The sequence below is a fragment of the Xanthobacter dioxanivorans genome, from assembly GCF_016807805.1.
Classification (GTDB): Bacteria; Pseudomonadota; Alphaproteobacteria; order Rhizobiales; family Xanthobacteraceae; genus Xanthobacter; species Xanthobacter dioxanivorans.
On the sequence record NZ_CP063362.1, the window covers coordinates 5979773 to 6005193 of the forward strand.

Genomic DNA, 25421 nt, shown 5'->3' on the forward strand with positions numbered 1-25421 from the left:
TCGTGACGTTGACACCGGACGATCTTCCTTCGGACCTTGCAAGTGCCTTGGCGGCGCTGCGGGCTGAGCGTGAGGCGCGGCTGCAAGCCGAGGCGTTGATCGCTCATCTGCAGCTGATGATCGAGAAGCTGAAGCGCGAGAAATATGGCCAGCGTTCCGAACGCACGGCACGGCTGATCGAGCAGATGGAACTTCAGCTCGATGAACTCGTGACCGCGGCGAGCGAGGACGAGCTTGCCGCAGCCGTCGCGGCCACGGAAAGCGGGAACGCGCGCGCCTTCACGCGCAAGCGACCGGTGCGCAAGCCCTGGCCGGAGGATATCGAGCGCGAGCGGGTCGTCATTGATCCTCCCACCACCTGCACCTGTTGCGGCGGGGCGCGGCTGTCGAAGCTGGGCGAGGACGTGACCGGGACGCTTGAGGAAATCCCGCGCCGGTTCAAGCTGATCGAGACGGTGAGAGAGAAGTTCACCTGCCGCGATTGCGGGACGATCTCCCAGTCGCCGGCGCCGTTCCACGCCACGCCGCGCGGCTTCATCGGCCCAACGCTGCTGGCGACGATCCTGTTCGACAAGTTCGGCATGCACGCTCCGCTCAACCGCCAGAGCACGCGCTTCAAGGCCGAGGGCATCGACATGCCGGTTACAACGCTGGCCGACCAGGTCGGCCATGGAACCTTCGCCCTGAAGCCGGTCTTCGACCTGATCGAGAGCCATGTGCTCGCCGCCGAGCGCCTGCATGGCGACGACACGACGGTCCCGATCCTGGCGAAGGGCAAATGCGCGACCGGGCGCATATGGACCTATGTGCGCGATGACGGCCCCTTCGCCGGGCCCGCACCGCCGGCGGCGGTCTATTACGCCTCGGGCGACCGGCGTGGCGAACACCCGCAGAAGCACCTGGCCGGGTTCGCCGGCATCCTTCAGTGCGACTGTTACGGTGGCTTCGAGCCGTTGTTCGACCCGCAGCGGAAGGAACAGCCTATCACGCCGGCCTTTTGCTTCGCTCATGCGCGGCGCGGCTTCTTCGAGCTGGCCGACATCGCGAAAAAGACCCGTGACGGCAAGAAGGGCAAGCCGGTCTCCCCGATCGCCCTGGAGGCGGTCAGGCGTCTCGACGCGCTGTTCGAGATCGAGCGCGCCATCAACGGGCGCAGTGCCGACGAGCGGAGGGCTCTGCGCCAGGAGAAGAGCAAACCGCTTCTCGACGACATGCAGGCCTGGTTGCTCCGCGAACGCGAAACCCTCTCGCGCTCCGCCGAGGTCCTGAAGCCGATCAACTACATGCTCAGGCGCTGGGCCGACTTCGCCCGCTTCCTCGAGGATGGCAGGATCTGCCTCAGCAACAACGCCGCCGAAAGAGCGCTGCGGGGCATCGCTCTGGGACGGCGGAACTGGACCTTCGCCGGCTCCCAGCGTGGCGCCGATCGCGCCGCCGTCATCCTCACCCTCATCGCCACCGCCACGGCTCGCCTCAACGACGTCGATCCGAAAGCCTGGCTCGCCGATGTCCTGGCCCGCATCGCCGATCTTCCCGCATCGCGTCTGCACGAACTGCTGCCCTGGGAATGGAAGCATCTGCAAGAGGCCGACAAGCCCGCCGATCAGCAGGCCGCCTGACCCCAAACATTATCATAGCGCCAACATCGCTCGCGCGGGCACCTATCCCGCGGCCATCGTCGTATGCGTACCGTGGACCCAGATCAGGCCGTCCTCCGGCTCCATGTCGATGGCAATATCGGCGAGCCAGTCCGCGTCCTCGCCGAGATCCCGTGCAACGAGCGCCAAGGTCCGGACGGAATGGACCTTGTTGACCTGCATCGTCAGGCCGCGATTGCGGTGGTTGGCAGGGGGCGCCAGTTCCACGGCAGTAGTTCGTCGAGCCGGCCCTGGGGTAATCCTGCGATGCGGGCCAGAACATCGGCTACCCAAGCCTGTGGATCGACGTCGTTCATCTTCGCGGTCTGGATCAGCGTCGCCATGGCGGCGGCCCGCTCGGCGCCGCGGCTAGAGCCCGCAAACAGCCACGCTTTTCGACCGAGGGCAAAACCTCTGAGCGCTCGCTCGGCGGCATTGTTCGACAGGCAGGCTCGCCCGTCGTCGACGAACGAGGCAAAGCTGTCCCAGCGTCTGAGCATGTAGTCGATTGGCTTGGCGACGGTCGCCGAGCGCGAGAGCTTGACGCGCTGCTCGCCGAGCCAAGAGCGCAAGTCGTCGACCAGCGGGCGGCTGCGCTCCTGCCGGACCTGGCGGCGCTCATCGGCGCTCAGACTGTTGATCTCGCGCTCGATAGAAAAGAGCGCGTCAATGCGCTTCACCGCCTCCAAGGCGATCGGCGACACGGGCGCGGCGCCGGGCCCGCGCCGTGCGCTCGCGGCAATGTCGGCGAGTTCAAAGAAGCCGCGACGGGCATGGGACCAACAGAGCGCCGACGTGACCGGGCCGCCCGGACGTGCGGGATCATATAGCCCGTTGTAGCCGCCATAGGCGTCGGCCTGCAGGATGCCGCGCCAAGCAGCGAGGTGCGCGTCTGGATGCTCCTGCCGGCGGTCGCGCGAAGCGAAGTAGAGCGCCGCCGGCGGATCGGCGCCGCCAAAGGGCCGGTCGTCGCGGACATAGGTCCAGATCCGGCCCGTGTCGGTCTTGCCTTTGGCCAGGATAGGCACAGTCGTGTCGTCGGCGTGCAGTCTCTCGGCCGTCATGACGTGCCGGGCGATCAACTCGTGCAACGGCGCAAGCGCCACAGTCGCCGCGCCAACCTGGTCGGCGAGCGTGGACACGGAGAGGTCGATCCCTTCCCTCGCGTAGCGCTCGCTCTGCCGGTTCAAGGGCTGATGTTGGCCGAACTTCTCATAGAGGATCGTCGCCAGCAGGTTCGGACCGGCAAAGCCGCGCGGGGTGACGTGGAAGGGCGCCGGCGGCTGCGTGATCGCCTCGCAAGCGCGGCACGTGAACTTCTCCCGCACAGTCTGGATCACCTTCCAGGACCGAGGCACAACCTCCAAGGTCTCTGTCACGTCCTCGCCGAGCTTTGACAGCTTCATGGACCCGCAGCAGGGGCACGACGTCGGCACTGCAATCACGACACGCTCGCGCGGCAGATGCTCCGGGAAGGGCTTGCGCACGGGACGGCGGCGCAGGGCCGGAGCGGGCAGCGACGCCTGGCGCGCCGTTGCCTCCGCCGCGATCTCGTCTTCCGTAGCAGCTTCCTCCAACTCCGCGAGCTGGAGCTCCATCTGGTCGATAAACCGCGCCGTGCGCTCGGAACGCTGACTAGAGCTCGCGCTTGAGCTTCTCGATCATCAGCTTCAGATGCGCGATCGTCACCTCGGTCGATGAGGCTGCAGCCTTCGCGGCGAGGGCTTCGGCTTGCGCCTCTACCCTCGCCTGGCGCTCCGCCAAGATCATCGCATGCGCCGCCGCCAGATCGGTCGGCAGGGTCGGCGACAGGGGCGATTCAGCGGGCGTGTTCACAACGAAAGGGAACCACATCCGCCGGCAAAAACAAGGCTCGAAGCTCTATCCGATCGCCGTGGGACGCCAGGTCTCTACCGGGTTGCGCCAGTCGATGCCGGAGAGCAGGTAGCCCATCTGCGCGGGTGTGATCGCGACGACGCCGTCGGCCGGCGACGGCCACAGGAAGCGGCCCTTCTCCAGTCGCCGTACGTAGAGGCTCGCCGCCTGCCCGTCGTGCCAGATCACCTTCAAAAGATCACCGCGACGCCCGCGGAAGCAGAAGATGTGGCCACCGAGCGGATCACGCTTCAAGACCTCCTGCGCCACCAGCGCCAGCGAGGCGAACCCCTTCCTCATATCCGTGTGGCCGGTCGCCAGCCACACCTTCACGCCCACCGGAACCGGGATCACCGAAGTGCCTCGAGGCCCCGCGCCAGCTTGAGCATCGCATCGATATCGACGCCGCCCTCGGCAATGACGCGCCGACCAGCGGACAACACGATCTCGACCCGCAGCGAGCGATCAAGCATCGCTGCTGGATTATGATCCTGGCTGCCCTGATCCAGCACCGGTGTCGGATTGAGAAGCACGGAATCCGGCGCAATCGACACCGGCAGAAACGCCGCAGGACTTTGCCGCTCATCGAGCCGCTCGCGCCATCGGTAGATCTGCTGCGCCTGAATGCCATGCCGCTTCGCCGTCGCGATCACGTTCCCGCTCGACAGCGCCTCGCTCACGACTGCGCGCTTCTCCTCCACGCTCCAGCGGCGGCGCCGGACATACGTCTCATCATCCATGCAAAGCTCTCCAGCAACACTGCCGGCACTGCTGCCGGACCAGGAGCGGGAAAAGCTGAACGCCGAAATGCTTCTCAACAAGGCGGCCTACGGCGCATGCTTACCCTGCAAGCTCAACGAGGTCAATCCAGTTGCCTACCTCGCCGAAACCCTCGACGCCATCATCAACGGCTATCCGCAGAGCCGGATCGAGGAACTCATGCCCTGGCGATTCCGGAAAACGTCAAGCCCAAATCCGTAGGCGATCGGCGAGGCGCTTACGACTGCGCGCAAGCTCGCCGTCGTGATCTGGCACCTGCTAGCCAAAGGCGAGAGCTACGTCTGGGCGCGACCCTCGCTGCACGCCAAGAAGCTGCGCGATCTCGAGCTCAAAGCCGGGCACAAGGCGGCACGCGGTCAGAATGGCGCCGCGCATGCCTACAATATCAAGAGCCACCGCGAGGAGGAGCGGCGCTGGGTCGAGCAAGCCGAGCTGGCCTACGCGCGCTTCGTGGCCGGCTGGAACCCGCGAGGACCGAAAAGGGTGCGCACGGGCGCCGCAACGAGGTGCGGCGATAGAGGCTGCGCGGCAGGGCTCCCACGCCCTGCTCTTCACCACGCGGTCACCCGCACGCGAGAGGAGAATATCGCAGATCGGAATAGAAAGCTCTTGTCGATCACATCACTGCTCCAGGGCAGTTCGATGGTGTTGTTGACGGCATCGATATCTCTCCGCAGGACACGGACTCGCTCAGCCTCGCCGAATCTCTTGACAGCTTACGCGACCTCCCAGAAGCTGTATTCTGGCCCTGTTGCACTTCTTGAGCCTTTTCCGATGCAAACTAACCTGTTTAGCCAATCCATATTTGGCTCTGATGCCTCAAAACTTCCTGATACATAGTAATAATAGCTGTGAGGCTCAACGTCTTCCCCCCTTGTGACGCGCGCCAGTATCTCGGGATGTCCAGCACGTATGCCGGCGTAGTGCAGGATGACAAAGCTGCCCTCATCGGTCTTGAGTGGCAAGCGTACATCAATGTACATGCAGGACTGATCTTCATTGAGCGTGATCCAGTCGGTTCCACCCGGGAGAACCTCCCCCGACATGCGCCCTTCGAATCGACCGCCGGAAACGGGGGCAACTCGTCGATAACCCCGTGGAGTCGCGCCAACATCATGATGCGCACCAACACGAAGCTTAAGGTCGAACAGAGGTTTCAAGGAAATTGCACTGCTCAAGGTGACCTCCATTGGGACTGACAGCGCGAGCTTTGCAGATTGCATCGGATATTTCGTTCTCAAAATTGCTGCGCTCGCGCGAGACGGTATAGTCAGGAACATTAACGGCCATTATCCCCGGGTCGGCCTGAATCAGAAGACAAGCTCACACCGCGCGCCCAGCAAAATTCAACGGCAACCCCGCTGAAGGCCAGCGCATGGCGGCAAGCTTGCCGCTGCCGGACAGCGTAATATAGGCGGTGCGCAGGTCATCTCCCCCAAAGCAGATGTTGGTGGGGTACGGATCGGGCATTGACAATTGCCGTAACAACGTCCCCTCGGGACTGATCTCGCTGATGACACCCGATACGAGGGTGGCGACACAGATCACGCCGGCCTCATCCACGGCAAGGCTGTCGAACCGCTGGTAGCCTCCCAGCCCGGCCACAAGCCGGCCGCCGTGCGGTGAAGGCCACGGCAGCTTGCGCACCACCCCCGGAGCCTGGATATCAAACGCCCAAAGCCGTGCCGTATCTGTTTCCGCTACATACAGGATCCGGCCATCGGGAGACAGGCCAACCCCGTTTGGCGCCAGCAACGGTGCTGCAACGGTTGTGATGTGGGTGCCATCAATGGACGCATAGTACAATGCGCCATGGTCACGTTCATGCATTCGGACCTTGCCCATATCCGAAAAATAGAAGCCCCCGTGGGTATCGAACACGATATCGTTGGGCCCGCGCAGCGGTTGCCCCTCACAGGACGTATAGAGGACCCGGATTGCTCCCGTGACGAGATCGAGTCTCTCGATGCGTCCACCGGAATAATTGGACGCTTGCAGCGTCGGCCGGAGCAAATCCTGCGTCTCCAGCCACTCAAAGCCACCATTATTGCAGACATAAAGAGCGCCGTCCGGACCAAGCGCTGCTCCGTTTGGCCCGCCGCCCGTCTCGGCTACAACGGCGACAGTACCGTCAGGGTAGATGCGGGTGACAGTGGCGCGCGCGATCTCCACCAGCACGATGGAGCCGTCTGCACAAAATACCGGGCCCTCCGGGAAGAGCAGTCCATGGGCAAGGATGTGTAGTTCAGGAGAATCCATCACGATTCCTTCACAACCTCCGAAGTCGGAATGAAACGCCGCATGGCCGACGACATCGCATTTGGTCCTAGAGCGATGCGGCCACCAAAGCCAAAACTCAACACTAGACCATCCAACCGAGATGAAAAACATTCTCCGAAGATTCAGGCATCGGGAAATGCTCTCGAATCCAATAGCTTCCGTGCCGTTGAGTCATGCCCCGGAGGACCTAACGATGTCTGCCGCCGATACGACGGATTTGGCCTAGGCCGGGAGAAGCCCCAACTCGGCAGCCTTGATCTGCAGAGCGAGATACTTTGAATAGATGCGGCACTGGGAGAATGCGCCGCCTGTGAACCACAGGCCAGGCTGGCCAGTCCGCATCCACATGCTGCGGAGCTCCTGGGATTCGTCGAATCCCCAGATGCTGCCGACGCGCTTGGATACATCCTCCCCGAACAGCGTGCGCACGACGTGATCCAACCCTTTGTAGCCGGTCGCCAGAACCACAAGCTCGCCTGGTACGAGCCCTCCATCCCGCATGCGCACACCGGAGGCTTCAAACCCCTCGATGTCGTAGTACTGCAGCAGCCCAACCTCCTTGTTGGCGATGAGGTCGGAGCCGCCCACGTTGAAGTAATAACCGCCACCACGGGTCCGGAATTTCAGCGGCCAACCGAACTCGTCAAAGTCCAGTCGGAAGCCTGCCTCCTGCAATCTCTTGTGCAGAGGCGCATCGTACTCGCGCGCCTTCACCGTCAATAGCCGGTGTGACTGCTTCATTACTTCCAGCGGAATGGAGGCGCTGAGCAGATCCCGGTCGATGATCGAAGGCCCCTTGCCGTAAAAGATGCCGTCATACAGCTGAGCGCTCGGCTCAATATTGATGACTTCCGTCGGGCTGCGCTGCACCATGGTGACATAGGCGCCATGGCCGTGCAGATCCTGCGTAATGTCGTGCGCGCTGGTGCCTGTGCCAAAGACGAAGACATTCCTGTCTTTGTACTCAGCCCCATTCCTAAAGGCGCTGGAATGCACGACGGCCCCGCTGAAATTCTCTAGCGTCGGAATTTTTGGAATGTTGGGCGTGCCGCTGACGCTGGTGGCCATGATGATGTGGCGCGGGCGCATCACCCTCTGCGAGCCGTCATCCAGACGCAAGCGAGCCGACCAGTGGGCGGCCGCCTCGTCATAGGTCGCGCCTTCGAACTGGGTGCGCGTCCAAAAATTTATGTCCAACGCTTCGACGTAAAGTTCCAGCCAATTGGCGATCTTGTCTTTGGCGATGTAGTTCGGCCAGGTCGAAGGAAACGGCAGATATGCCAGATGATTGCTGGGCGTCTTGTTGTGCAGCTTCAGCGAGTGGTAGCGATTGCGCCAGTTGTCGCCTATGCGCGCCATGCGATCCACCACCAGCGCATCAATCCCCTGCGCCTTGAGTGCGGCAGCTGCGCTCAGGCCGGAGTGCCCTCCTCCAACGATCAGGACAACGGGATCGCGGTCGGCAAACCGCCGTTCCTCCTCTCGTCTGTCAAGCCAGTTCGGACCATGCCAATCCCGCTCGAAAGGCGGTTCCTCCCGACTCAGGCGAACGGTTTCCTCATCATGCCCACCGATGCTCTGCAGCGCAGTCAGCAGGGTCCAGGCCCGGGGGACGGAATCCACCGCGTCGGCGCGCTTGATGCGCACCACCCCCTCACCGTGCCCCACAGCCGTCTCGAAACGCAAGATCGCTTCGACCACCGCGTCACCCGCCCGCTCGGCAAATGTCGGGGCCGCACGCTCCTCGTCGATCCGGAAATCCCGGGCACCACTTTCGCGGGCAGCATCGAGCAAAGCAGGCGCGATCGCATCTTTCTCGCTGATCGTGCCCAGGGTCCATCGCAACGCTACGATATCACGCCAATGAGCATCGTGACGGAACAGTATCCGTACCGCGTCGAGATCGCCGGATCGCAGCGCTGAGTTCAGCCCGGTGAGCCAGGCCTGAACGATCTGCTCTGGTGCTCGGTCCAATGACGGCGTGTAGAGGTTATTCATGTTTCCTCCGTTCTTTTAGCTGCGTGGCCAGGAAGCCTGGATTCTGATGAACATCAGAATCCTTGCAGCGTAAGGGTGCTGATAAATTTTGTGTTCTGGAATGCCTGGAGCCCCTCCAGCCCGCCCTCGCTACCGAAGCCGCTCTCCTTCACACCGCCGAATGGCGTTTCGGGCAAGGAGACCGTCCAGTGGTTGAGGATCACGTTTCCGGCCTCTATCGCTTCAGCGACCGCATGAGCGCGGCGCACATCGTTTGTCATCGCATAGGCGGCGAGGCCGAACGGCAGGCGGTTGGCGCTCAAAATTGCTTCGTCGAAGGTCTCGAACGGCCGGGCGATGGCGAGCGGGCCGAAGGGCTCCACATTCGCGGCCATGCAGTCGTCGCTGAAATCGGTGAGCAAGGTCGGCCGGTAGAAGAAGCCGGCATTGCAGCAACGCTCACCTCCGGCGGAAAGGCGGATTCCGCGGTGGCGCGCATCCGCCACGAACTCCTCCATAGCTTCCACGCGGCGCGCATTGGCGAGCGGCCCCATACCCGTTGCCGGATCGAAACCATCGCCCACCGTGATGGCCTTCGCCGTTTCCTCGAATGCGCGGGCGAAGCGCTCATAGATGCCGGCCTGCACGTAGAATCGGGTGGGCGAGGTACAGACCTGTCCGGCATTGCGGTACTTGGCGGTTGCGGCGGCTACGCCGACCTTCTCCGCGTCCACGTCGTCGAACACGATCACTGGTGCGTGGCCGCCAAGCTCCAGGGTCATGCGCTTCATGCTCTGCACCGCCTGACTGGCGAGCAGCTTGCCGATGGCGGTGGAACCGGTGAATGTGATGCCGCGAATCACCGGCGACGACAGGAGCTTGCCGGAGATCATGGCGGGATGGCCGAACACCATGCTGAGCACGCCCGCCGGCAGGCCCGCCTCCTCCAGCATGCCCGCGATGGCGAGCGCGGTGGCGGGGGTCTCCTCCGAGGGTTTGACGATGACCGAACAGCCCGCCGCCAGCGCCCCGCCGATCTTGCGCGACGGAGTGATGGCGGGTGCGTTCCAGGGGGAGAAGGCGGCAATGGGACCGACGGGCTCCCGCAGGCTCATCTGGCGCGAGCCCTCCGCCCGCGACGGGATGATCCGCCCGTAAGAGCGCTTGCCCTCTTCTGCATACCACTCGAACATGCCGGCGGCCTGTTCCACCTCAAGACGCGCTTGAGCGAGGGGCTTGCCCAACTCGCTGGTGACGAGAAAGGCAAGGTACTCTCGCCGTTCGCGCATGAGGTCGGCGGTGCACTTCAGCACCTTGGCCCGATCCACTGCGGAAACCCGCCGCCAGACGGAAAAGCCCACGTCGGCAGCGGCCAGCGCCTCGTCCAGGTCGGCTTCGGTCGCGAGAGGCAAGTCCGCGAGGCGCGCACCCGTGGCCGGGTTCAGCACCGGCTCGGTCGTCCGCCCGCCTCCTTTGACTTGGCGGCCGGCGACAACGAGATGCAGTTCGGGATAGGCGAAAGCCATGGCGAGACGTCCTAGTCACAGTCGAGGAAAGCCGCAGGCGGCAGAAGCACGTTGGCGATATCGGCACAGGCGGGGTGACGGAGCGCACGTACCCGCCGAGTGCAGACCACGAGCAGCAGGTAATGCACTTTGCGCCAGTGGAGGGAGGCGTGGCGCAGGGCCGGAACCTCATGGGCAGACGGGCTCACTGAACCGCGTCCGCTGGTAGCGCGGCCAGTTCCAAAAGAGAAGAGACATCCGCGCTCTCCTCCACGGCAAGCAGTTCCGCAAGGAGGCGCTCCGCCGCCTCCGTCCCGAGCACGGGCGCGACGAGACTGCGGAACTTGCCGTGCAGCCCCGCATCATCGAAGGGCACGAGGCGCGAGCCGAGCGCTTCTTTTGCCTCTCGCACGAAGGTACCGCCCAGCGCGCGCACCGTCACCCGGGCCGGACGGAAGTCGGGATAAAGCCTGTCAAGATCCGGATCGACCCGGACAGAGACCCTCGCGCCGATTGCGGCCAGCGCCGGGCTCTGCCGCACCTGCGGCGTGAAATCGGACAAGGTGATAGCACCGCGGGCGAGGCCCAGCGCCATGATGAAGGGAAAGGAGAGCTGGGCGCTGGCGAAATCGCTCCAGCCGGTATCGCCGTGCTTGGCGGCGATGGCGTAGGTCTCGACCTCAATGGCCTCCACTATATCCGCATTCAAGCCGTGCTCGGCGACGAGGCCCATCAGTGCCTCCACGGCCGGCTGGATATGACGGCAGCAGGCGTAGGGCTTGATGTAGCAGTCGGTGATACCGAATGGCGCGGCGGGAGGAAGCGTGAGCCGCGGCGCCCGCGCGTCGCGACCGAAGGCGAAGGCCTGGAAAAAGCCGTCCGCTGCCTCGAGCACATCCGGTGGCCCGCCAACGCCCCCGGCCGCGAGCAGTGTCGCGATCAGCCCCTCGCGGGCGGCGTGGCCAGCGTGCAGGCGCTTCACGTCCCCACCCCCGCCGAGAAAGGCAAACAGGCCGCCGGCGCCGCTGGCGGCGAGACCGAGGGCGTGGCCGAGACCAGCCTCGTCCAGGCCTGCGAGGCGGCCGACAGCCATCGCGGCTCCCAGCGGCCCTACACAGCCGGTCGGGTGGAAGCCGCGCTGCCGGAGGTCCGGATGGCAGGTCCGGGCCACCGCCGTCACCGTCTCGTAGCCAGCCACCAGCGCTTCCAGCAGGCGCACGCCGGATACTTGCCGGCCATGGGCCTGGACGAGCAACGCAGGCACCACGGCAACGCCAGGATGCACTGAGCCCTGGCGATAGCCGTCATCAAGTTCGATGCCATGGGCACCCGTGCCGCCCAGATGAGCCGCGTCAAGTGCATCTACCCGACGCGTTCGGCCGGGGACGGGAACAGCACCAGCCGGCCTCACCGCAGCCAGCACGCCGTCGAGCCGTGCCGCCACGTCGCCGGCGCAGCCCGCCACCATGACGCCGACGGTATCGAGCAGGTGCCGGCACGCTGCGTGTCTCACCTCGTCGTCGAGGTCGTGCCACGACAGGCCGGCGACAAAGGAGAGAAGGGCGCGCGTCTCACCAGTGGGAGGCATCGTGGGGGCAGCATCCACCATGGCGCGGTTCAGACCTTGGTGGCTTCGATGAGACGGATCATGGCGGGATAGTAGGCACGCCCGTACCCGGCCTTGCTGGTGGCCTCCAGCATCTCCCGGGTGTGCTTCGCCGCCTGTGCATCGATACTTCCCTCGCTCGCCAGCTCGAGGGCCAGCTTTATGTCCTTGATGGCGTAGTCGGTCGGGAATGTCTGCTCTGGGAACGTATCAGGTACCAGCGATTTGAGGCCCGGCGTACGCAGGGCGAAGCTGTCGGCGGAGCCCTTGGACATCACGTCGAACAACAGCGCGCCATCGACCCCGGCGGCGCGGCCTATGGCGAGGGCCTCGGCCAGCGCGTTGACGGTCATGAAGACCACCATATTGTTGAGAACCTTCACCACTTGACCGCTGCCGATACCGCCGCAATGGGTGATGTCCGTGCCCATGGTGGCGAGGAACGGGCGCACCGCCCCGAATACCTCCGGCGTGCCGCCGACCATGATGGAGAGCGTGCCGTCCTTCGCCGCCTGCCGCATACGGGCGACGGGAGCATCCACGAAAGTAATGCCATGGGCTGCCATGCGCTCGGCGAGCTCGCGGGTCAGCTTCACCGGGCTGGTGCTCATGTCTACCACGGTGTGCACCCGGCCCTTGGCGGCGACGATGCCGCCGAGGCCGAAACACACCTCCTCCACCTGCGCGCCGCTGGGCAGGGAAAGAAAAATCACGTCCGCCGCCCGCGCCACGCCAGCGATGGTGTCGGCCGGTTTGAGACCGATGGCAGTCAAGCGCTCCATCGGTTCGCGCTTCAAATCAGTGCCGGTGACGGGCAGTGGGCTCTTGCGGACGAGGTTGGCGCACATGGGCTCACCCATGACGCCGAGGCCGATGAAGCCGAGGCTCCCGATCGCCTTCATATCACGTACTCCTTGGCAAATTATTGGGACCCTGGCGATCGATCAATGCGGCGAAATCCACGGGCCACGCCTCCGAGAGGCCGCCACTCGAGCAAACCACCTTATTCAACATTATTGTTGAACATTAGCTAGACCGCCGACCAATACTGAGTTCTGCTGAATGCTCGGGCCAAAAAGCCACGAACCGCCATCCCGTCGATCTAAAAGCGCTTCATCAACGCCCTGTCGGGAAACACCCCGAAATTCAACGACGCCCGCGCCGTGGCGCTCTGGCCCCGCTCCGAGGTTCGAAGAATGGCGATGCCCGGTCTTCGTCCCGCATCCCGATGCATCATCCTTCTTGTTCCATCGGGAGTACGTTCCCATGGATGGAACAAGAGAGCCCAAGCTCGGCACCGGGAGATAGTCCGTCAATTCTGGGTATGCTGGACCAGCGGGCACTCGCTTTCGGACAGCGGTCTGAAGGCATCCGTGCCGGGAATCTTCTCGACCACCTTGTAGTAATCGTAAGGCCCCTTGGATTCGGCCGGCGACTTCACCCGCATGAGATACATGTCATGCAAAACGCGACCATCGGGCCGAATTTCCACATTGGCATTGTATGCGTCGTTGACTGGCGTCTGCCGCATCTTGCGGGCCACCACGCGTGGATCGACGGATCCGCTCGCCTTCACTGCATTCAGATAGTGCTTCACGCCGCTATAGACGCCTGCATGAATCATGGTGGGCATCCGTCCGCTCATTTGCGCACCAAACCGCGACGAGAACTTGCGGGTCTCATCCGTCAGGTCCCAATAGAATGACGTCGTCAGCAGGAGGCCCTTGGCATTTTCCAGACCCATCGCATGCACATCAGACAGGAAGATAAGAAGGCCAGCAAAATTTTGCCCCCCAACAAGGAGGCCGAACTCCTGGCCCTGCTTCACGGCATTGACGGTATCCGCGCCTGCATTTGCAAGGCCGATGATCTTTGCCCGTGAGGCTTGCGCCTGCAGAAGGAACGAGGAAAAGTCCTGCGTTCCCGTCGGATGCTTGACCGAGCCAACCACCTTGCCTCCAGCCTTCTCGATGAACTTGGTCGCCTCCTTCTGAAGGGCATGGCCGAAGACGTAGTCAGCAGTGATAAAGAACCATGTATCACCTCCCTGTTTTACGACAGCGTTTGCCGTTCCGTTTGCCAGCGCGTAGGTGTCGTAGGTAAATTGGAAGGTTGTCAGGCCACAACCCTTTCCGGTGAGCTCGGTCGACGCAACACCGGACGCTATGAAGATCGTGTCATTGGCTTTGGTCACTTCGTTGATCGCAAGGCCCGCTGCGGACGAGGCTCCATCGGCGATGACATTGAACCCGTCCACCGCGATGCCCTTGCGGGCTGCTGCCGCGGCAATGTCGGGCTTGTTCTGATGATCGATGCCAACCACTTCGATCTTGCGGCCGTTGATCTCTCCTCCGAACTCCTCAACGGCGAGACGAGCCGCGACAACGGAGCCTAGCCCTCCGACTTCAGAGTAGATGCCGCTCTGATCGTTCAGCACAGCAATGCGAATTGGCTTTGTATCTTGCTCTGCCGCCCTAAGTGGTGATGCCATGAACAGAGCTGATATGGCGACAACGCAATGCATCTTACGCATTCTTTCCTCCGGAGTTTATGATTTTGTACAGGACATATCTCAATGCAACGCTAGACCAAAGTTATGATTACATGAGTTTGAAAGGCGCGTGAATGCGCGGCATTTGCTATTCGGCAGCCACTGCCTGTTGCGCCCGCTGGTCGAAGCGGCGGTCGAAGACATGCTCCGCGATACGGTTTTTCAGGATCTCGACCGAGCCGCCGGCAATCATCCAGCCACGGGTGCGGCGCATGCAGTATTCGGCCAAAGCCTCCTGGCTGTAACCGATTCCGCCCATGATCTGCACCGCCTCGTTCGCCACATCGAAGCCGGCAAGATTGCAGGCTGCCTTGGCGATGGCGGTCTCGTATGGGTCCGGAAGGCCATCCTCTCCTGCATTGGTAGCGGCGCGATAAAGCAGAAGTTGTGCACTCTCGAGCTTCAACGCCATGTCCGCGAACTTCCACTGGAGCCCCTGGAATTCACACAGGGCGCGACCGAACTGGCGCCGCGTCATCGCATGGTCACGGGCGAGGTTGAAGGCGTAGCGACCAAGGGCGAGGGCACGAGAGGAATTGCCGAGGCGCTCCACATTGAAGCCAGAGATTTGCTTCTTGAACCCACCGGGGCCGAGCAGCAGATTGGCTTTGGGGACGCGGCAGTCCTCGAGATAGAGCTGACACCACTCCTCCCCGCTCATGAAGGGCGAGGGCTGGCCGATGGAGAAGCCCGGCATGCCGCGCTCCAGGAGAACCGAGCCAATGCCCTTCACGCCGGGCCCGAAGCGCACATACACGAGGAACAGGTCGGCATCGGGGCTGTGAGTGGAGAACACCTTCGTGCCGTTGACGATATAGCTGTCGCCATCCTCGCGCGCCGTGGTGCGCAACTCAGTCAGGGCGGAGCCGGCGTCTGGCTCCGTCATGCCGAGGCTGATGACCTTGCGCCCCTCCAAGAGATCGGGCATGAAGCGGCGCTTCTGCTCAGCGCTGGCATATTCTGCGAAGGTGCGGATCGGGCCGAAATTTCCAGCCTGCACCACGTCGGCGCTGCGCGGGCATACGGCTGCGATCTGCTCAATGGCGATGACCGCGTCCATGAGGGTACCCCCTGGCCGCCGTCCCCCTGCGGAATGGTGATACCGAGCAAGCCCAGTCCAGCCAGTTCCCGAGCCACATCCAAGGGAAAGCGCGGGTCATGGGCACGCTTGAGAGCCCCCTCACGCAGGTTGTTTTCCGCGAACCGCCGCACAGAATCGGCAAACAACTGCTGCTCTTCGGTCATTGCGAATTTCATCTAGGTGTATCCAATGTCTCAATCTGTCCAGGAACATTCCGCGGAGGGTTTGCCGCACCAACAACGCACGACGGATCGATCACGCAACATTCCCGTTGCCGCCAACGTTGCCGGGGGCGTTCCGGCGGGGATGCCGGGTCGCCAGCGCGGAATGGAGTCGGTGCACTGATAAGCTTGGAACGGCGCGAAAGCACTCCACCGTTGCGGCTTAGCTCAATCCTCCCTGCGACCCGCTCCGGATCAGCGTGTTGCTGGGGCTCGCCGGGCTGCGTCACGGGGAAGGTTGCCCCGCAGTGAAAGGACTTAACACTTCAAAGATATCATAGAAGCATGACTTTTTATCATGTTTGCAGCAGAGCTTTCCAAATCGGTAGAGCTGCGGCTGAGGTCCATCACCGGAGGGCAATTGCGTCTATCGCCCGCTCAGGCAGGTCTCCGGGTTGAACAAAACTTTTCGCGAGTGCGCCGGCCAGCCCTCTTTGGAGCGGACATCAGCGATCCTTGCCGGCCTCCTTGACCAGCCAGTTGCGGAAATTGCGCAGGCGACGGCGGTTGCCCATGGCCTCCGGGATCACGAAATAATAGGCGAGGTCTCGCTTGACCGAGTGGGGATAGGGGCAAACAAGGCTGCGGTTGTCGAGTTCCGTCTTCAGCATGGTTGGCTGGCCCATGGCAATGCCGAGCCCGTCCACGGCCGCCTGATAGGTGAGCAGCGAACTCGGGAAGATCGTCGGCTGCTCCTCCTTCGGAATGACGAGGCCGAGGGAGGCGAACCAATGATCCCAGTCGCGGCGGCGATAATGGGAATGCAGGACCGGATACCGCAGGAGATCCAGCGGTCTCTCGATGGGCGGCCCGGTTTCCAGGAGCTTCGGGCTGCACACGGGCTCGAATGAATCTCCGAACAGGAGCGTTACTTGCGTACCTGGCCAGTCACCGTTGCCCAATTGGATGGCGGCATCCACCCGGTGGCGGGTGAAGTCCACCGGAACCACGCTGGAATTGATTCGGATCTGCACCTCGGGATGGAGCGCCTGGAACTCTGGGAGGCGGCGCATCAGCCACTTGGCCATGAAGGTCTGGTAAACTTGGAGACGCAGCGGTTCGCGCTCGGAGGTTTGGGTGAGTCGGTCGGTGGCGTCCACGATGGCCTGGAAAGCAGGTCCCACCTCGGCCAGATACTGCACCCCGTCCGGAGTGAGCCTCAAACCCGGGCGCTCGCGCAAAAAAAGGCGCAACCCCAGAAAATGCTCCAAGACAGCAACCTGCCGGCTCACGGCGGATTGGCTGACGCTGAGTTCCTCTGCCGCCCGGGTGAAACTGCAATGCCGCGCCGCACACACAAATACATGCAGCGGATTCAAGGGCGGTAAACGGGCGCTCATGTAACTACATTACTAAATCTCATGATGGGCCGACAAGTAGGAAGTTGCTCTCGCCCGGCAAGACCGAAAAAAGACGGGAACACTCAAGCTGGCATCGGCATGCCCGTCACCTTCTGCGAACATGACGCCTTCGGCAGGGTCGCCAAGGCAGAAGAACCGGCGGCTTGGCCGCTTTCCATAAAACCCGGTCTCGGGCGCCCCCGCATCCGTCACCCAAGCAGTGTGTATCATGATCTCCCTGCCCGCCATCTCCACTTCAGCGCCCCATTGGGCCCAGGCCCTTCTGCATCCGCGCTCCGTCGCCCTCGTCGGCATCTCGGACGATATGACGAAGACGGCGGCGCGCCCGCTCGCCTTTCTGCGCCGGGCGGGTTTCGCCGGCCGCATCTATCCGGTGAACCCCTCTCGCGCAACGGTGCAGGGCGAACCCGCCTTTCCCTCATTGTCGGCATTGCCGGAGGTGCCGGACCACGCCTTCATCCTCACCGGCACGCAGGCGGCCATAACCACCGTAGAGGAATGCGGGCGGCTCGGAATTCCGGTGGCGACGATCCTGGCCGGCGGTTTCTCGGAAGCGGGGCCGGAAGGCGCTGTCAACGAGATGTGGCTGAAGGAGGTGGCGCGGCGCCACGGCGTGCGGGTACTCGGCCCCTCCAGCATCGGCGTCGCCAACCTGAAGGAAAAGCTGATTCTCACCGCCAACGCTGCCTTCTCCGAACCCGACCTGCCCGTGGGCTCCGTCTTTGTCGGGTCACACTCCGGCAGCCTCATCGGCGCGCTCCTCTCGCGTGGCAAGGCACGCGGTGTTGGCTTCGCGGGATTGGTCTCGGTTGGGGCGGAAAGCGACCTCTCCATGGGCGAGATCTGCGCCGCGACCCTCGATGATCCCGAGATTACCGGCTACCTGCTTTTCATCGAGACCATGCGCCATGCTGACACGTTGCAGGCCTTTGCTCTCCAGGCGGCGCAGCGGGGCAAGCCGGTCGCCGCGTACAAGCTAGGTCGTTCGCCAGAGGCGGCGGAACTTGCCGTGTCCCACACCGGCGCCCTCGCCGGTGCAGACGACATTGCCGACACCTTCCTGCGCGAATGCGGCATCGCCCGGGTCGAGTCCTTCGAGGGGCTCATCGACATCTTGCCCCTGCTCCAGCGATTACCGTCCAGCCCTCGCCACCGCGCGCCGACCGTCGGGGTGGTGACCACCACAGGCGGAGGCGCCGCCATGGTCGTGGACCAGCTTGCAATCCGTGGCGTGTCCGTGGTCGCACCTTCGGACGCGACCCGGGAGCGGCTCGCTGCGGCGGGCGTGGATGGCGGGCACGGCCGCATCGTCGACTTGACTCTCGCGGGCACCCGTTACGACGTCATGAAAGCGACCCTTGACGTGATGCTCAAGGCGCCGGAGTTCGACCTGGTGCTGGCGACGGTGGGCTCCTCCGCCCGCTTTCAGCCAGATCTGGCGGTCAAGCCACTGGTGGATACCGCTCGCACGCACGAACGCCCCTTCGCCGCCTTCGTCGTACCCGACGCGCCGAATGCCCTCCTGCACCTCGCCGCGGCCGGCATCCCGAATTTCCGGTCGCCGGAAACCTGCGGGGATGTCATCGCCGCCGCCTTCTCCCGCCGCCCTCCTCGGCCGGACCTGCCTTTGCTGGAGCCGTCTTACGCCACTTCTGGTCCCGCGCGCATGCTCGATGAGGCGGAGGCCTACGATCTCTTTCGTTCCGTCGGCATCACCCACGCGCCGGTCGCGCTCGTGGCACCGGGCACCGACATTCCGGAGCTGCCCTTCCCCTATCCCGTCGTGGCGAAGGTGCTCGACGCCAACATTGCGCACAAGACAGACGTCGGCGGTGTCGTGCTCGGCATCCAGGACCAGGCGGCCCTTGCCCGCGCCATCGAAGACATCCGCCGAACGGTGGAGGCACGCCGCCCCGACACGAGCGTTTCGCGCATCCTGGTGCAGCCCATGCAGCGAGGCCTAGGTGAGGCGTTGATCGGCCTGCGGCGGGACCCGCAGGTGGGGCCGATCGTGATTCTCGCAGCGGGCGGTGTCTTCACCGAACTCTACCACGACCGCGCCCTCCGGCTCGCCCCGGTGGATCGTGACGGTGCTCGCGCCATGATCCAGGAGGTGCGGGCGATGAAGATCTTCGCGGGCTATCGAGGCAAGCCCAGGGGTGACCTGGACGCTCTGACGGACGCCATTGTCGCGGTCTCCCGCCTTGCCGCTCTGAGGGACCAAGTGGTACTGGACGCCGAGATCAACCCCGTCCTCATACTGCCTGAGGGCGAGGGCGTGGTCGCCGTGGACGCACTCGTGCGTGTCGCGGAGTACGCCCGATGACCTCTTCAGCGCCTGCCGCCGAGCCCCGCCCCGCGGTCCGCACCGAGCGGGAGGGGGCCGTCGCCGTCATTCTCATCGACAATCCACCGGTGAATGCCGGCTCCCTGGCGGTGCGTGAAGGGCTACTTGCAGCCTTGACCGCGGCAGCGTCTGACCCCTCGGTTGCGGCCGTTGTGATCATGGGTGACGGCCGCTCCTTCATTTCCGGCTCCGATCTAAAGGAGTTCGACCTGCCACTGGCCGAGCCTCAGTTGCCGGCGGTAATCCGCGCCGTCGAGGACTGCCCGAAGACGGTGGTGGCAGCGTTGCACGGTGCAGCGCTAGGCGGTGGTTTCGAGCTAGCCCTCGGCTGCGACGCTCGCATCGCCACCACCGCCACGGTGGTGGCCCTGCCCGAGGCAACGCTGGGCATGATCCCCGGCGCTGGCGGCACCCAGCGCCTGCCCCGCATGGTCGGCACCACCCTCGCCATCGATCTCGTGTGCTCCGGCCGCCGCGTTGAAGCCGAAGAGGCTTTGCGCTACGGCATGATCGATCAGGTGGCGAAGGGCAACCTGCGCGCGGCCGCCACGGCCCTTGCACTTACCCTCGCCGGTCGCAAGAGCCTGGTGATTGAGCGTGCCGTACCCGACGACGGCGCCGACGAGGAGGTGGCCGCCGCAGCGGCCCTTAAGGCCGGCCGCAACCGTCCCCACATTGCTGCTGCGATCCGGCACGTGCGCGCCGCCCGCAGCGTGCCAGCCGCACGGGCATTGGCCGACGAGCGGGCCGACTTTCAACGCTTGAGGGTTTCACCCGAGGCAAAGGCGATCCGCCACCTCTTCTTCGCAGAGCGCGAAGCCGCCCGCGGCGGTGGCCTCAACAAAGTGCCGCCGCGTCCCCTCGCCCGTTTCGGTGTGGTGGGCGCGGGCACCATGGGCGCGGGCATCGCGCTGGCCGCCCTCCAGACGGATCTATCCGTGGTGCTGGTCGAGCGAGACCCGGCGGCGCTCCAACGGGGTCTTACCACCATCAAAGCCCAAATCGCCCGGCGGGTGGAAACCGGACGCCTAACCGAAGCGGATGTGAACGCTATGAGCGTCCGCCTGACGGCGGGCCTCGACCTCGGCGCCCTTGCAGACTGTGACCTCATCGCAGAGGCCGTGGTCGAAGACCTCGCCGTGAAGACAGCGGTGTTCCGCACCCTTGATGGCCTCGCCAGGCCCGGCGCGGTCTTGGCCTCCAACACCTCCTATCTCAATCTGGACGCCATCGCCGCCGCGACGGGTCGGCCGCAGGACGTGATCGGCCTGCATTTCTTCAGCCCCGCCCATGTGATGCGTCTGCTGGAAGTAGTGCGCGGCAAGGACAGCGCCGAAGACGCCCTCGCCACGGGTCTTGCCCTGGCGAACCGGCTCGGCAAGCAACCGGTGGTGGCCGGCAATCGGTTCGGCTTCATCGGCAACCGCCTTTATGCCGCCTATCGTCTCCACTGCGAGTTCATGCTCGAGGAGGGGACCCTTCCGCAGGACGTGGACAAGGCCCTGGAAGCCTTCGGCTTCGCCATGGGGCCGTTCGCCGTGGCCGATCTCTCCGGCCTCGACATTGCCTGGCGCATGCGCCTACAGCAGGCCTCCACCCGCGACCCGGCCGCGCGTTACGTCACCATCCCCGACCGGCTGTGCGAAATGGGACGGCTCGGTCGCAAGACCGGAGCCGGCTATTATCGCTATAAGGATGGCCCCGCGCGCGGTGCGCCCGATCCGGAGGTGGAAGCCATCATTCTGGCCGCCTCGGCGGACGCTGGGCGCACGCGCCATTCCTTCACCGCCGAGGAAATCGTTCGCCGGGCGCTGCTCGCTCTGGCCAACGAGGCGGCCGTTGTCCTTGCCGATGGCGCCGCGATGAATGCAGACGACATCGACGTGGTTCTGGTGAACGGCTACGGCTTTCCGCGCTGGGCGGGTGGCCCGGTTCATTGGGCGCGGAACGAGGACCCCGGGCAGCTCATCAGCGACTGCGATTCGCTCGTGACCCTCGCCGGCCCCGGCACCCGTCGCGGGGACCTGTCCCTTCTCCTCAGGCCGCCCTCTGGCCGGGGGCACGTCCGGGCCAGAGGCTAGGGGGCCGCCATTCGAAGCGAGGCCCCGCCGCGCGGCTGCTGCAACGATATCTCAAGAAAAATCATATCTTCAGAGCGAGAGAAACGTCCCATGATCAATAAACACGCCAACGACCGCGTTGACTGTGGCGACGACCATTGGTGCGATGTCCTGATTGTCGGTTCCGGTGCCGGCGGACTGGCCACAGCCATCACCGCACGGATGGCCGGCCTGGATGTCCTCGTGGTGGAGAAGGCGCCGGTCTTTGGCGGCACGACGGCCGTCTCGGGCGGCTATGTCTGGGTTCCGGGCAACTCATTGGCGGCGAAGGCGGGTGTTGAAGATGATATCGACAATTGCCGTCGCTATCTGCAAGCCGAGCTGGGCAATGCCTATGATGAGGCGTTGATCGAGACATATCTCGCGCGCGGACCGGAGATGATCGACTTCTTCATGAACGAGGTCGGCATCCCCTTTATCAGCACAAAAATGCCAGACTACCATTCGAATCAACCGGGTGCCTTGACATATGGGCGCTCGCTGCAAGTCGAGCCGGTCAATGCTCGGATCCTCGGTGCCGAGCTGCGGCGCCTGCGGCCACTGCCACGCGAGCTCTCCCTCTTCGGCATGGGTATCTCGTCAGGATCGGACCTGAGCCACTTCTACAAGGTTGGCCGATCGGTTCGCTCGACCATCCGGGTCGCAAGCCTGCTGCTCAAATACGGTTACGACACCGTTCGCTACGGCAGGGGGCAAACGCTCGTCAACGGCAATGCCCTGGTGGCCCGCCTTGCCAGCGCCCTGTTTCGCCTGCGCACGCCCCTGTGGACGTTCGCACCCGCCACCGAGCTCATTCTCGAAAACGGCCGGGTCACGGGGGCGATCGTCAATCGCAACGGACGCCTTGTCCGGGTCAGGACGCGGCGGGCCGTGGTGCTTTCCAGTGGCGGCTTCGCCCAGAATACGGAACGCCGGTCGAAGATCTATTCCCATCCTGCGCTGGAGGATGAGCACATCTCGCTGACCGCGCCCGGCAATGTGGGCGACGGCGCGCGCATGGCGGAGTCGGCGGGGGGCTATGTCACATCGGACATTCCAAATGCCGGCGCTTGGATGCCGATTTCCCGCGTTCCCCACCCGGATGGGACGGTCGGAGCTATCATCCACTCGGTCAATCAGGGCAAGCCCGGAGTAATCGCCGTGCTACGGAATGGACGCCGGTTTGCCGACGAGAGCATGTCTTACCATGATCTGGTCGCGCACATGATTGCCTCTCCGGAGAGCGGCCGCCCCACCGGTGCCTTCCTGATCTGCGACCACAATGCCTTCTCGAAATATGGCCTCGGCTATGCGAAGCCCTTCCTGTCGACCAAAGCATTGATCGACGCCGGCTACCTCTACAAGGCGGAGTCGATTGCAGCGATCGCATCGCAGATCGGGGTTGATCCGGACGAACTCGGCAAAACGGTCGCAAACTACAACCAGAACGCCATGAGCGGGAAGGATCCGGAGTGCGGCAAAGGCACGACGACCTACGGATATTACCTCGGCGATGCGAGCAATCCCTACAATCCGAATGTGGCGCCCCTCACCAAAGCGCCTTTCTACGCGGTGTGGGTTTATGCTGGCGACATCGGAAACTTTGCCGGCCTGAAGGCCGATCAGTATTCACGTGTCCTGACGCCGGACGGCTGCGTGGTGTCCGGGCTCTATGCCGTCGGCAACGACAGGGCCAGCATCTTCTGCGGCCGCTACCCAGGCGGCGGAGCACTGATCGGACCAGCCATGACGTTTGGTTTTATCGCCGCGCGTCATATTGCCGACAATGCGCCTAACGCGCATTAAACGCCCTCGACGTCTCACCGCCAACCGCCAACGCAAGGCTTAATCGGCTCATGGGGGATGATCCCGTCAGCTTTCAAAGCTGGCTCTCGAAGGCTTCCTATGGTCGCCGCCCTGAACGCCCTTCGGTCGGCTTTTGGGCGATGACCGCTACCGCGCGTCCCATCTGCTACGCCGCGGTGTGTTGCGTTGGGACAGGCGCTCGCCCAGACGGACGCCAGGGCGCCCGCACACTGATCTCGGCCTCCAGGTCGACAAGGAGGGGCCGCGCGCGGCCTGATGCCATGACTGAAGCCTTCATCTGCGATGCCGTCCGCACCCCCGTGGGGCGCTATGCCGGCGCCTTGTCCTCCGTCCGTGCGGACGACCTCGCCGCCGTGCCGATCACGGCCCTGATGGCCCGCAACCCCTCGGTGGACTGGGCCGCCATCGACGACGTGATCTTCGGCTGCGCCAACCAGGCCGGCGAGGACAACCGCAACGTCGCCCGCATGGCGGCGCTGCTCGCCAAGCTGCCGGTGGAGGTGCCGGGCTCGACCGTCAACCGCCTCTGCGGCTCGGGCATGGACGCCATCGGCACCGCCGCCCGCGCCATCAAGGCCGGCGCGACCCAGCTCATGATCGCAGGCGGCGTGGAAAGCATGTCTCGCGCCCCCTTCGTGATGGGCAAGGCGGACAGCGCCTTCTCCCGCGCCGCGAAGATCGAGGACACCACCATCGGCTGGCGCTTCGTGAACCCGGCCATGAAGGCGACGCACGGTGTCGATTCCATGCCGGAGACGGCGGAGAACGTGGCCGACGACTTCCAGGTCTCGCGCGCCGACCAGGACGCCTTCGCCCTGCGCAGCCAGCAGCGCGCCGGTCGCGCCCAGGCGGAGGGCCGCTTCGTCCGCGAGATCGTGCCCGTCTCCATCGCCCAGAAGAAGGGCGACCCGAAGATTGTCTCGGCGGACGAGCATCTGCGTCCCGAAACCACCCTGGAACAGCTGGCGAAGCTGAAGGGCGTGGTGCGCCCCGACGGCACCGTGACCGCCGGCAACGCCTCGGGCGTCAATGACGGCGCCTGCGCGCTGCTCATCGCCTCGGAAACCGCGGCCCGCGCCTATGGCCTCACGCCCCGGGCGCGGGTCATTGGCATGGCCACGGCTGGCGTGCCGCCGCGCATCATGGGCATGGGCCCCGCGCCCGCCACCCGCAAGGTGCTGGGCCTCACCGGCCTCAGCCTCGCCGACATGGACGTGATCGAGCTCAACGAGGCGTTCGCCTCGCAGGGGCTCGCCGTGCTGCGCGAGCTCGGCCTGCCGGACGATGCCGACCACGTGAACCCCAACGGCGGCGCCATCGCGCTCGGCCATCCCCTCGGCATGTCCGGCGCCCGGCTCATCACCACCGCGCTCAACCAGCTGGAGGAGACCGGTGGCCGCTACGCCCTCGCCACTATGTGCATCGGCGTCGGCCAGGGCATCGCTACAATCATCGAACGCGTGTGAAGCAAGAAGAGATCCGGGGAGGAATTGATGAACGCTCCACCAAGTCAGACCAAAGGCGACGACATTGTCGACGCCCGCGGCCTTACGAAGGAATTCAAGGGGTTTGCTGCGGTCAAGGACGTGGATCTGAGGATTCGCCGGCACACGATCCACGCCCTGATCGGGCCGAACGGTGCCGGCAAGACCACATGTTTCAACCTCATCACCAAGTTTCTGGAGCCCACACGCGGCTCGATCCACCTGAACGGGCACGACATCACCCGCACCAAGCCGGCCGACGTCGCCCGCCTCGGGATGGTGAGATCGTTCCAGATTTCGGCGACGTTCCCCCATCTCACGGTGCTTGAGAACGTGCGCATCGCCCTGCAGCGTCCGGTGGGCAATTCGTTCCATTTCTGGAGCGCGGAGACGTCGCTCGACGTCCTCAACGACCGCGCCATGCAATTGCTCGCCGACGTTGATCTCACATCCTACGCCCGGCATCTGGCGGTCGAGCTGCCCTACGGTCGCAAGCGCGCCCTGGAGATCGCCACCACCCTGGCGCTCGAGCCGGAGATGCTGCTGCTCGACGAGCCCACCTCCGGCATGGGCCGCGAGGACATCGCCCGCACCGCCGACCTGATCCGCCGGGTATCGGCCAATCGCACCATCCTGATGGTGGAGCACAACCTGTCCGTGGTGGCCGACCTCTCAGACACGATCACCGTGCTGGCGCGGGGCGAGATCCTCACCGAGGGGCCCTATTCGGACGTGTCGAAGAACCCGCAGGTGATCGAGGCCTATATGGGCACCGGTGGAGCACATTGAG

At 64.2% G+C, this 25421-nt stretch carries 19 protein-coding genes and 3 pseudogenes; 8 read left to right on the top strand and 14 right to left on the bottom strand.

All coding sequences use genetic code 11. The features are described from left to right. Positions 1-2: 2 nt before the first annotated feature. Positions 3-1619 carry an IS66 family transposase gene (gene tnpC / locus EZH22_RS27890; RefSeq protein ID WP_203193578.1) on the top strand — a complete coding sequence of 539 codons (1617 nt, stop codon included), beginning with the start codon at positions 3-5 and terminating at the stop codon, positions 1617-1619. Between the two features lie 42 nt (positions 1620-1661). Here the strand turns inward: tnpC (EZH22_RS27890) and EZH22_RS27895 are convergent, their stop codons facing one another. The 4 genes from EZH22_RS27895 to tnpA form a co-directional block, all read right to left on the bottom strand. Next, entirely contained in the window at positions 1662-1865 is a 204-nt protein-coding gene (locus EZH22_RS27895) for a hypothetical protein (protein ID WP_203193579.1), read from the bottom strand. Continuing rightward, a protein-coding gene (tnpC, locus tag EZH22_RS27900) for an IS66 family transposase (protein ID WP_203193580.1) occupies positions 1823-3491 on the bottom strand; the annotation gives its coding sequence in 2 pieces (ribosomal slippage) (positions 1823-3275 and positions 3274-3491; 1671 coding nt in all). The genes EZH22_RS27895 and tnpC (EZH22_RS27900) overlap by 43 nt, the downstream gene beginning before the upstream one ends. 27 nt (positions 3492-3518) lie before the next feature. Next, the gene (gene tnpB, locus EZH22_RS27905; RefSeq protein ID WP_054207034.1) at positions 3519-3866 is read right to left on the bottom strand and encodes an IS66 family insertion sequence element accessory protein TnpB; all 348 of its coding nucleotides are present in this window, start codon (positions 3864-3866) and stop codon (positions 3519-3521) included. Continuing rightward, on the bottom strand, positions 3863-4252 hold the full coding sequence (tnpA, locus tag EZH22_RS27910; protein WP_203193581.1) for an IS66-like element accessory protein TnpA: 390 nt from the start codon (positions 4250-4252) through the stop codon (positions 3863-3865). The genes tnpB and tnpA overlap by 4 nt, the downstream gene beginning before the upstream one ends. Positions 4253-4358: 106 nt before the next feature. Between tnpA and EZH22_RS33175 the strand changes: the two are divergent. Continuing rightward, a pseudogene (locus tag EZH22_RS33175) lies at positions 4359-4493 on the top strand (transposase domain-containing protein); the annotation flags it as partial. Positions 4494-4505: 12 nt separating this feature from the next. Next, a pseudogene (locus EZH22_RS32115) lies at positions 4506-4793 on the top strand (IS110 family transposase); the annotation flags it as partial. A gap of 215 nt (positions 4794-5008) precedes the next feature. Here EZH22_RS32115 and EZH22_RS27920 read toward each other — a convergent pair. The 10 genes and pseudogenes from EZH22_RS27920 to gcvA all read right to left on the bottom strand — a co-directional run bounded on the left by EZH22_RS27920 (position 5009) and on the right by gcvA (position 16853). Continuing rightward, positions 5009-5470, bottom strand: coding sequence for a DUF3237 domain-containing protein (locus tag EZH22_RS27920; RefSeq protein ID WP_203193582.1), 462 nt, complete (start codon positions 5468-5470; stop codon positions 5009-5011). A gap of 145 nt (positions 5471-5615) precedes the next feature. Next, positions 5616-6551 (bottom strand): SMP-30/gluconolactonase/LRE family protein, encoded by a 936-nt coding sequence (locus EZH22_RS27925; RefSeq protein ID WP_203193583.1) that lies wholly within the window; start codon positions 6549-6551, stop codon positions 5616-5618. A gap of 243 nt (positions 6552-6794) precedes the next feature. After that, positions 6795-8570 (bottom strand): flavin-containing monooxygenase, encoded by a 1776-nt coding sequence (locus EZH22_RS27930; protein ID WP_203193584.1) that lies wholly within the window; start codon positions 8568-8570, stop codon positions 6795-6797. Positions 8571-8623: 53 nt separating this feature from the next. Further along, the gene (locus EZH22_RS27935; RefSeq protein ID WP_203193585.1) at positions 8624-10075 is read right to left on the bottom strand and encodes an NAD-dependent succinate-semialdehyde dehydrogenase; all 1452 of its coding nucleotides are present in this window, start codon (positions 10073-10075) and stop codon (positions 8624-8626) included. 184 nt (positions 10076-10259) lie between these two features. After that, complete coding sequence (locus EZH22_RS27940) at positions 10260-11642, bottom strand: MmgE/PrpD family protein (protein WP_203193586.1); 1383 nt, start codon at positions 11640-11642, stop codon at positions 10260-10262. Between the two features lie 29 nt (positions 11643-11671). Further along, the gene (locus tag EZH22_RS27945) at positions 11672-12562 is read right to left on the bottom strand and encodes an NAD(P)-dependent oxidoreductase (protein ID WP_203193587.1); all 891 of its coding nucleotides are present in this window, start codon (positions 12560-12562) and stop codon (positions 11672-11674) included. Positions 12563-12972: 410 nt separating this feature from the next. Beyond that, on the bottom strand, positions 12973-14193 hold the full coding sequence (locus tag EZH22_RS27950) for an ABC transporter substrate-binding protein (RefSeq protein WP_203193588.1): 1221 nt from the start codon (positions 14191-14193) through the stop codon (positions 12973-12975). Positions 14194-14299: 106 nt separating this feature from the next. Continuing rightward, positions 14300-15139, bottom strand: coding sequence for an acyl-CoA dehydrogenase (locus tag EZH22_RS27955; RefSeq protein WP_408647753.1), 840 nt, complete (start codon positions 15137-15139; stop codon positions 14300-14302). Positions 15140-15178: 39 nt separating this feature from the next. Next, a pseudogene (locus EZH22_RS33030) lies at positions 15179-15468 on the bottom strand (acyl-CoA dehydrogenase family protein); the annotation flags it as partial. 491 nt (positions 15469-15959) lie between these two features. Beyond that, entirely contained in the window at positions 15960-16853 is an 894-nt protein-coding gene (gcvA, locus tag EZH22_RS27960; RefSeq protein ID WP_203193589.1) for a transcriptional regulator GcvA, read from the bottom strand. 229 nt (positions 16854-17082) lie between these two features. On the opposite strand from gcvA, the gene EZH22_RS27965 reads away from it, so the two are divergent. The 5 genes from EZH22_RS27965 (at position 17083) to EZH22_RS27985 (ending at position 25420) form a co-directional block, all read left to right on the top strand. Beyond that, positions 17083-19200, top strand: a complete 2118-nt coding sequence (locus EZH22_RS27965) for an acetate--CoA ligase family protein (RefSeq protein ID WP_203193590.1) — start codon at positions 17083-17085, stop codon at positions 19198-19200. After that, positions 19197-21302, top strand: a complete 2106-nt coding sequence (locus tag EZH22_RS27970) for a 3-hydroxyacyl-CoA dehydrogenase NAD-binding domain-containing protein (protein ID WP_203193591.1) — start codon at positions 19197-19199, stop codon at positions 21300-21302. Before EZH22_RS27965 ends, EZH22_RS27970 begins: the two co-directional genes overlap by 4 nt. 90 nt (positions 21303-21392) lie before the next feature. Then, positions 21393-23126, top strand: coding sequence for an FAD-dependent oxidoreductase (locus tag EZH22_RS27975; RefSeq protein ID WP_203193592.1), 1734 nt, complete (start codon positions 21393-21395; stop codon positions 23124-23126). 281 nt (positions 23127-23407) lie between these two features. Further along, entirely contained in the window at positions 23408-24613 is a 1206-nt protein-coding gene (pcaF, locus tag EZH22_RS27980) for a 3-oxoadipyl-CoA thiolase (protein ID WP_203193593.1), read from the top strand. A gap of 27 nt (positions 24614-24640) precedes the next feature. Further along, positions 24641-25420 carry an ABC transporter ATP-binding protein gene (locus tag EZH22_RS27985; RefSeq protein WP_203193594.1) on the top strand — a complete coding sequence of 260 codons (780 nt, stop codon included), beginning with the start codon at positions 24641-24643 and terminating at the stop codon, positions 25418-25420. The last annotated feature ends 1 nt before the right edge of the window (position 25421 follow it).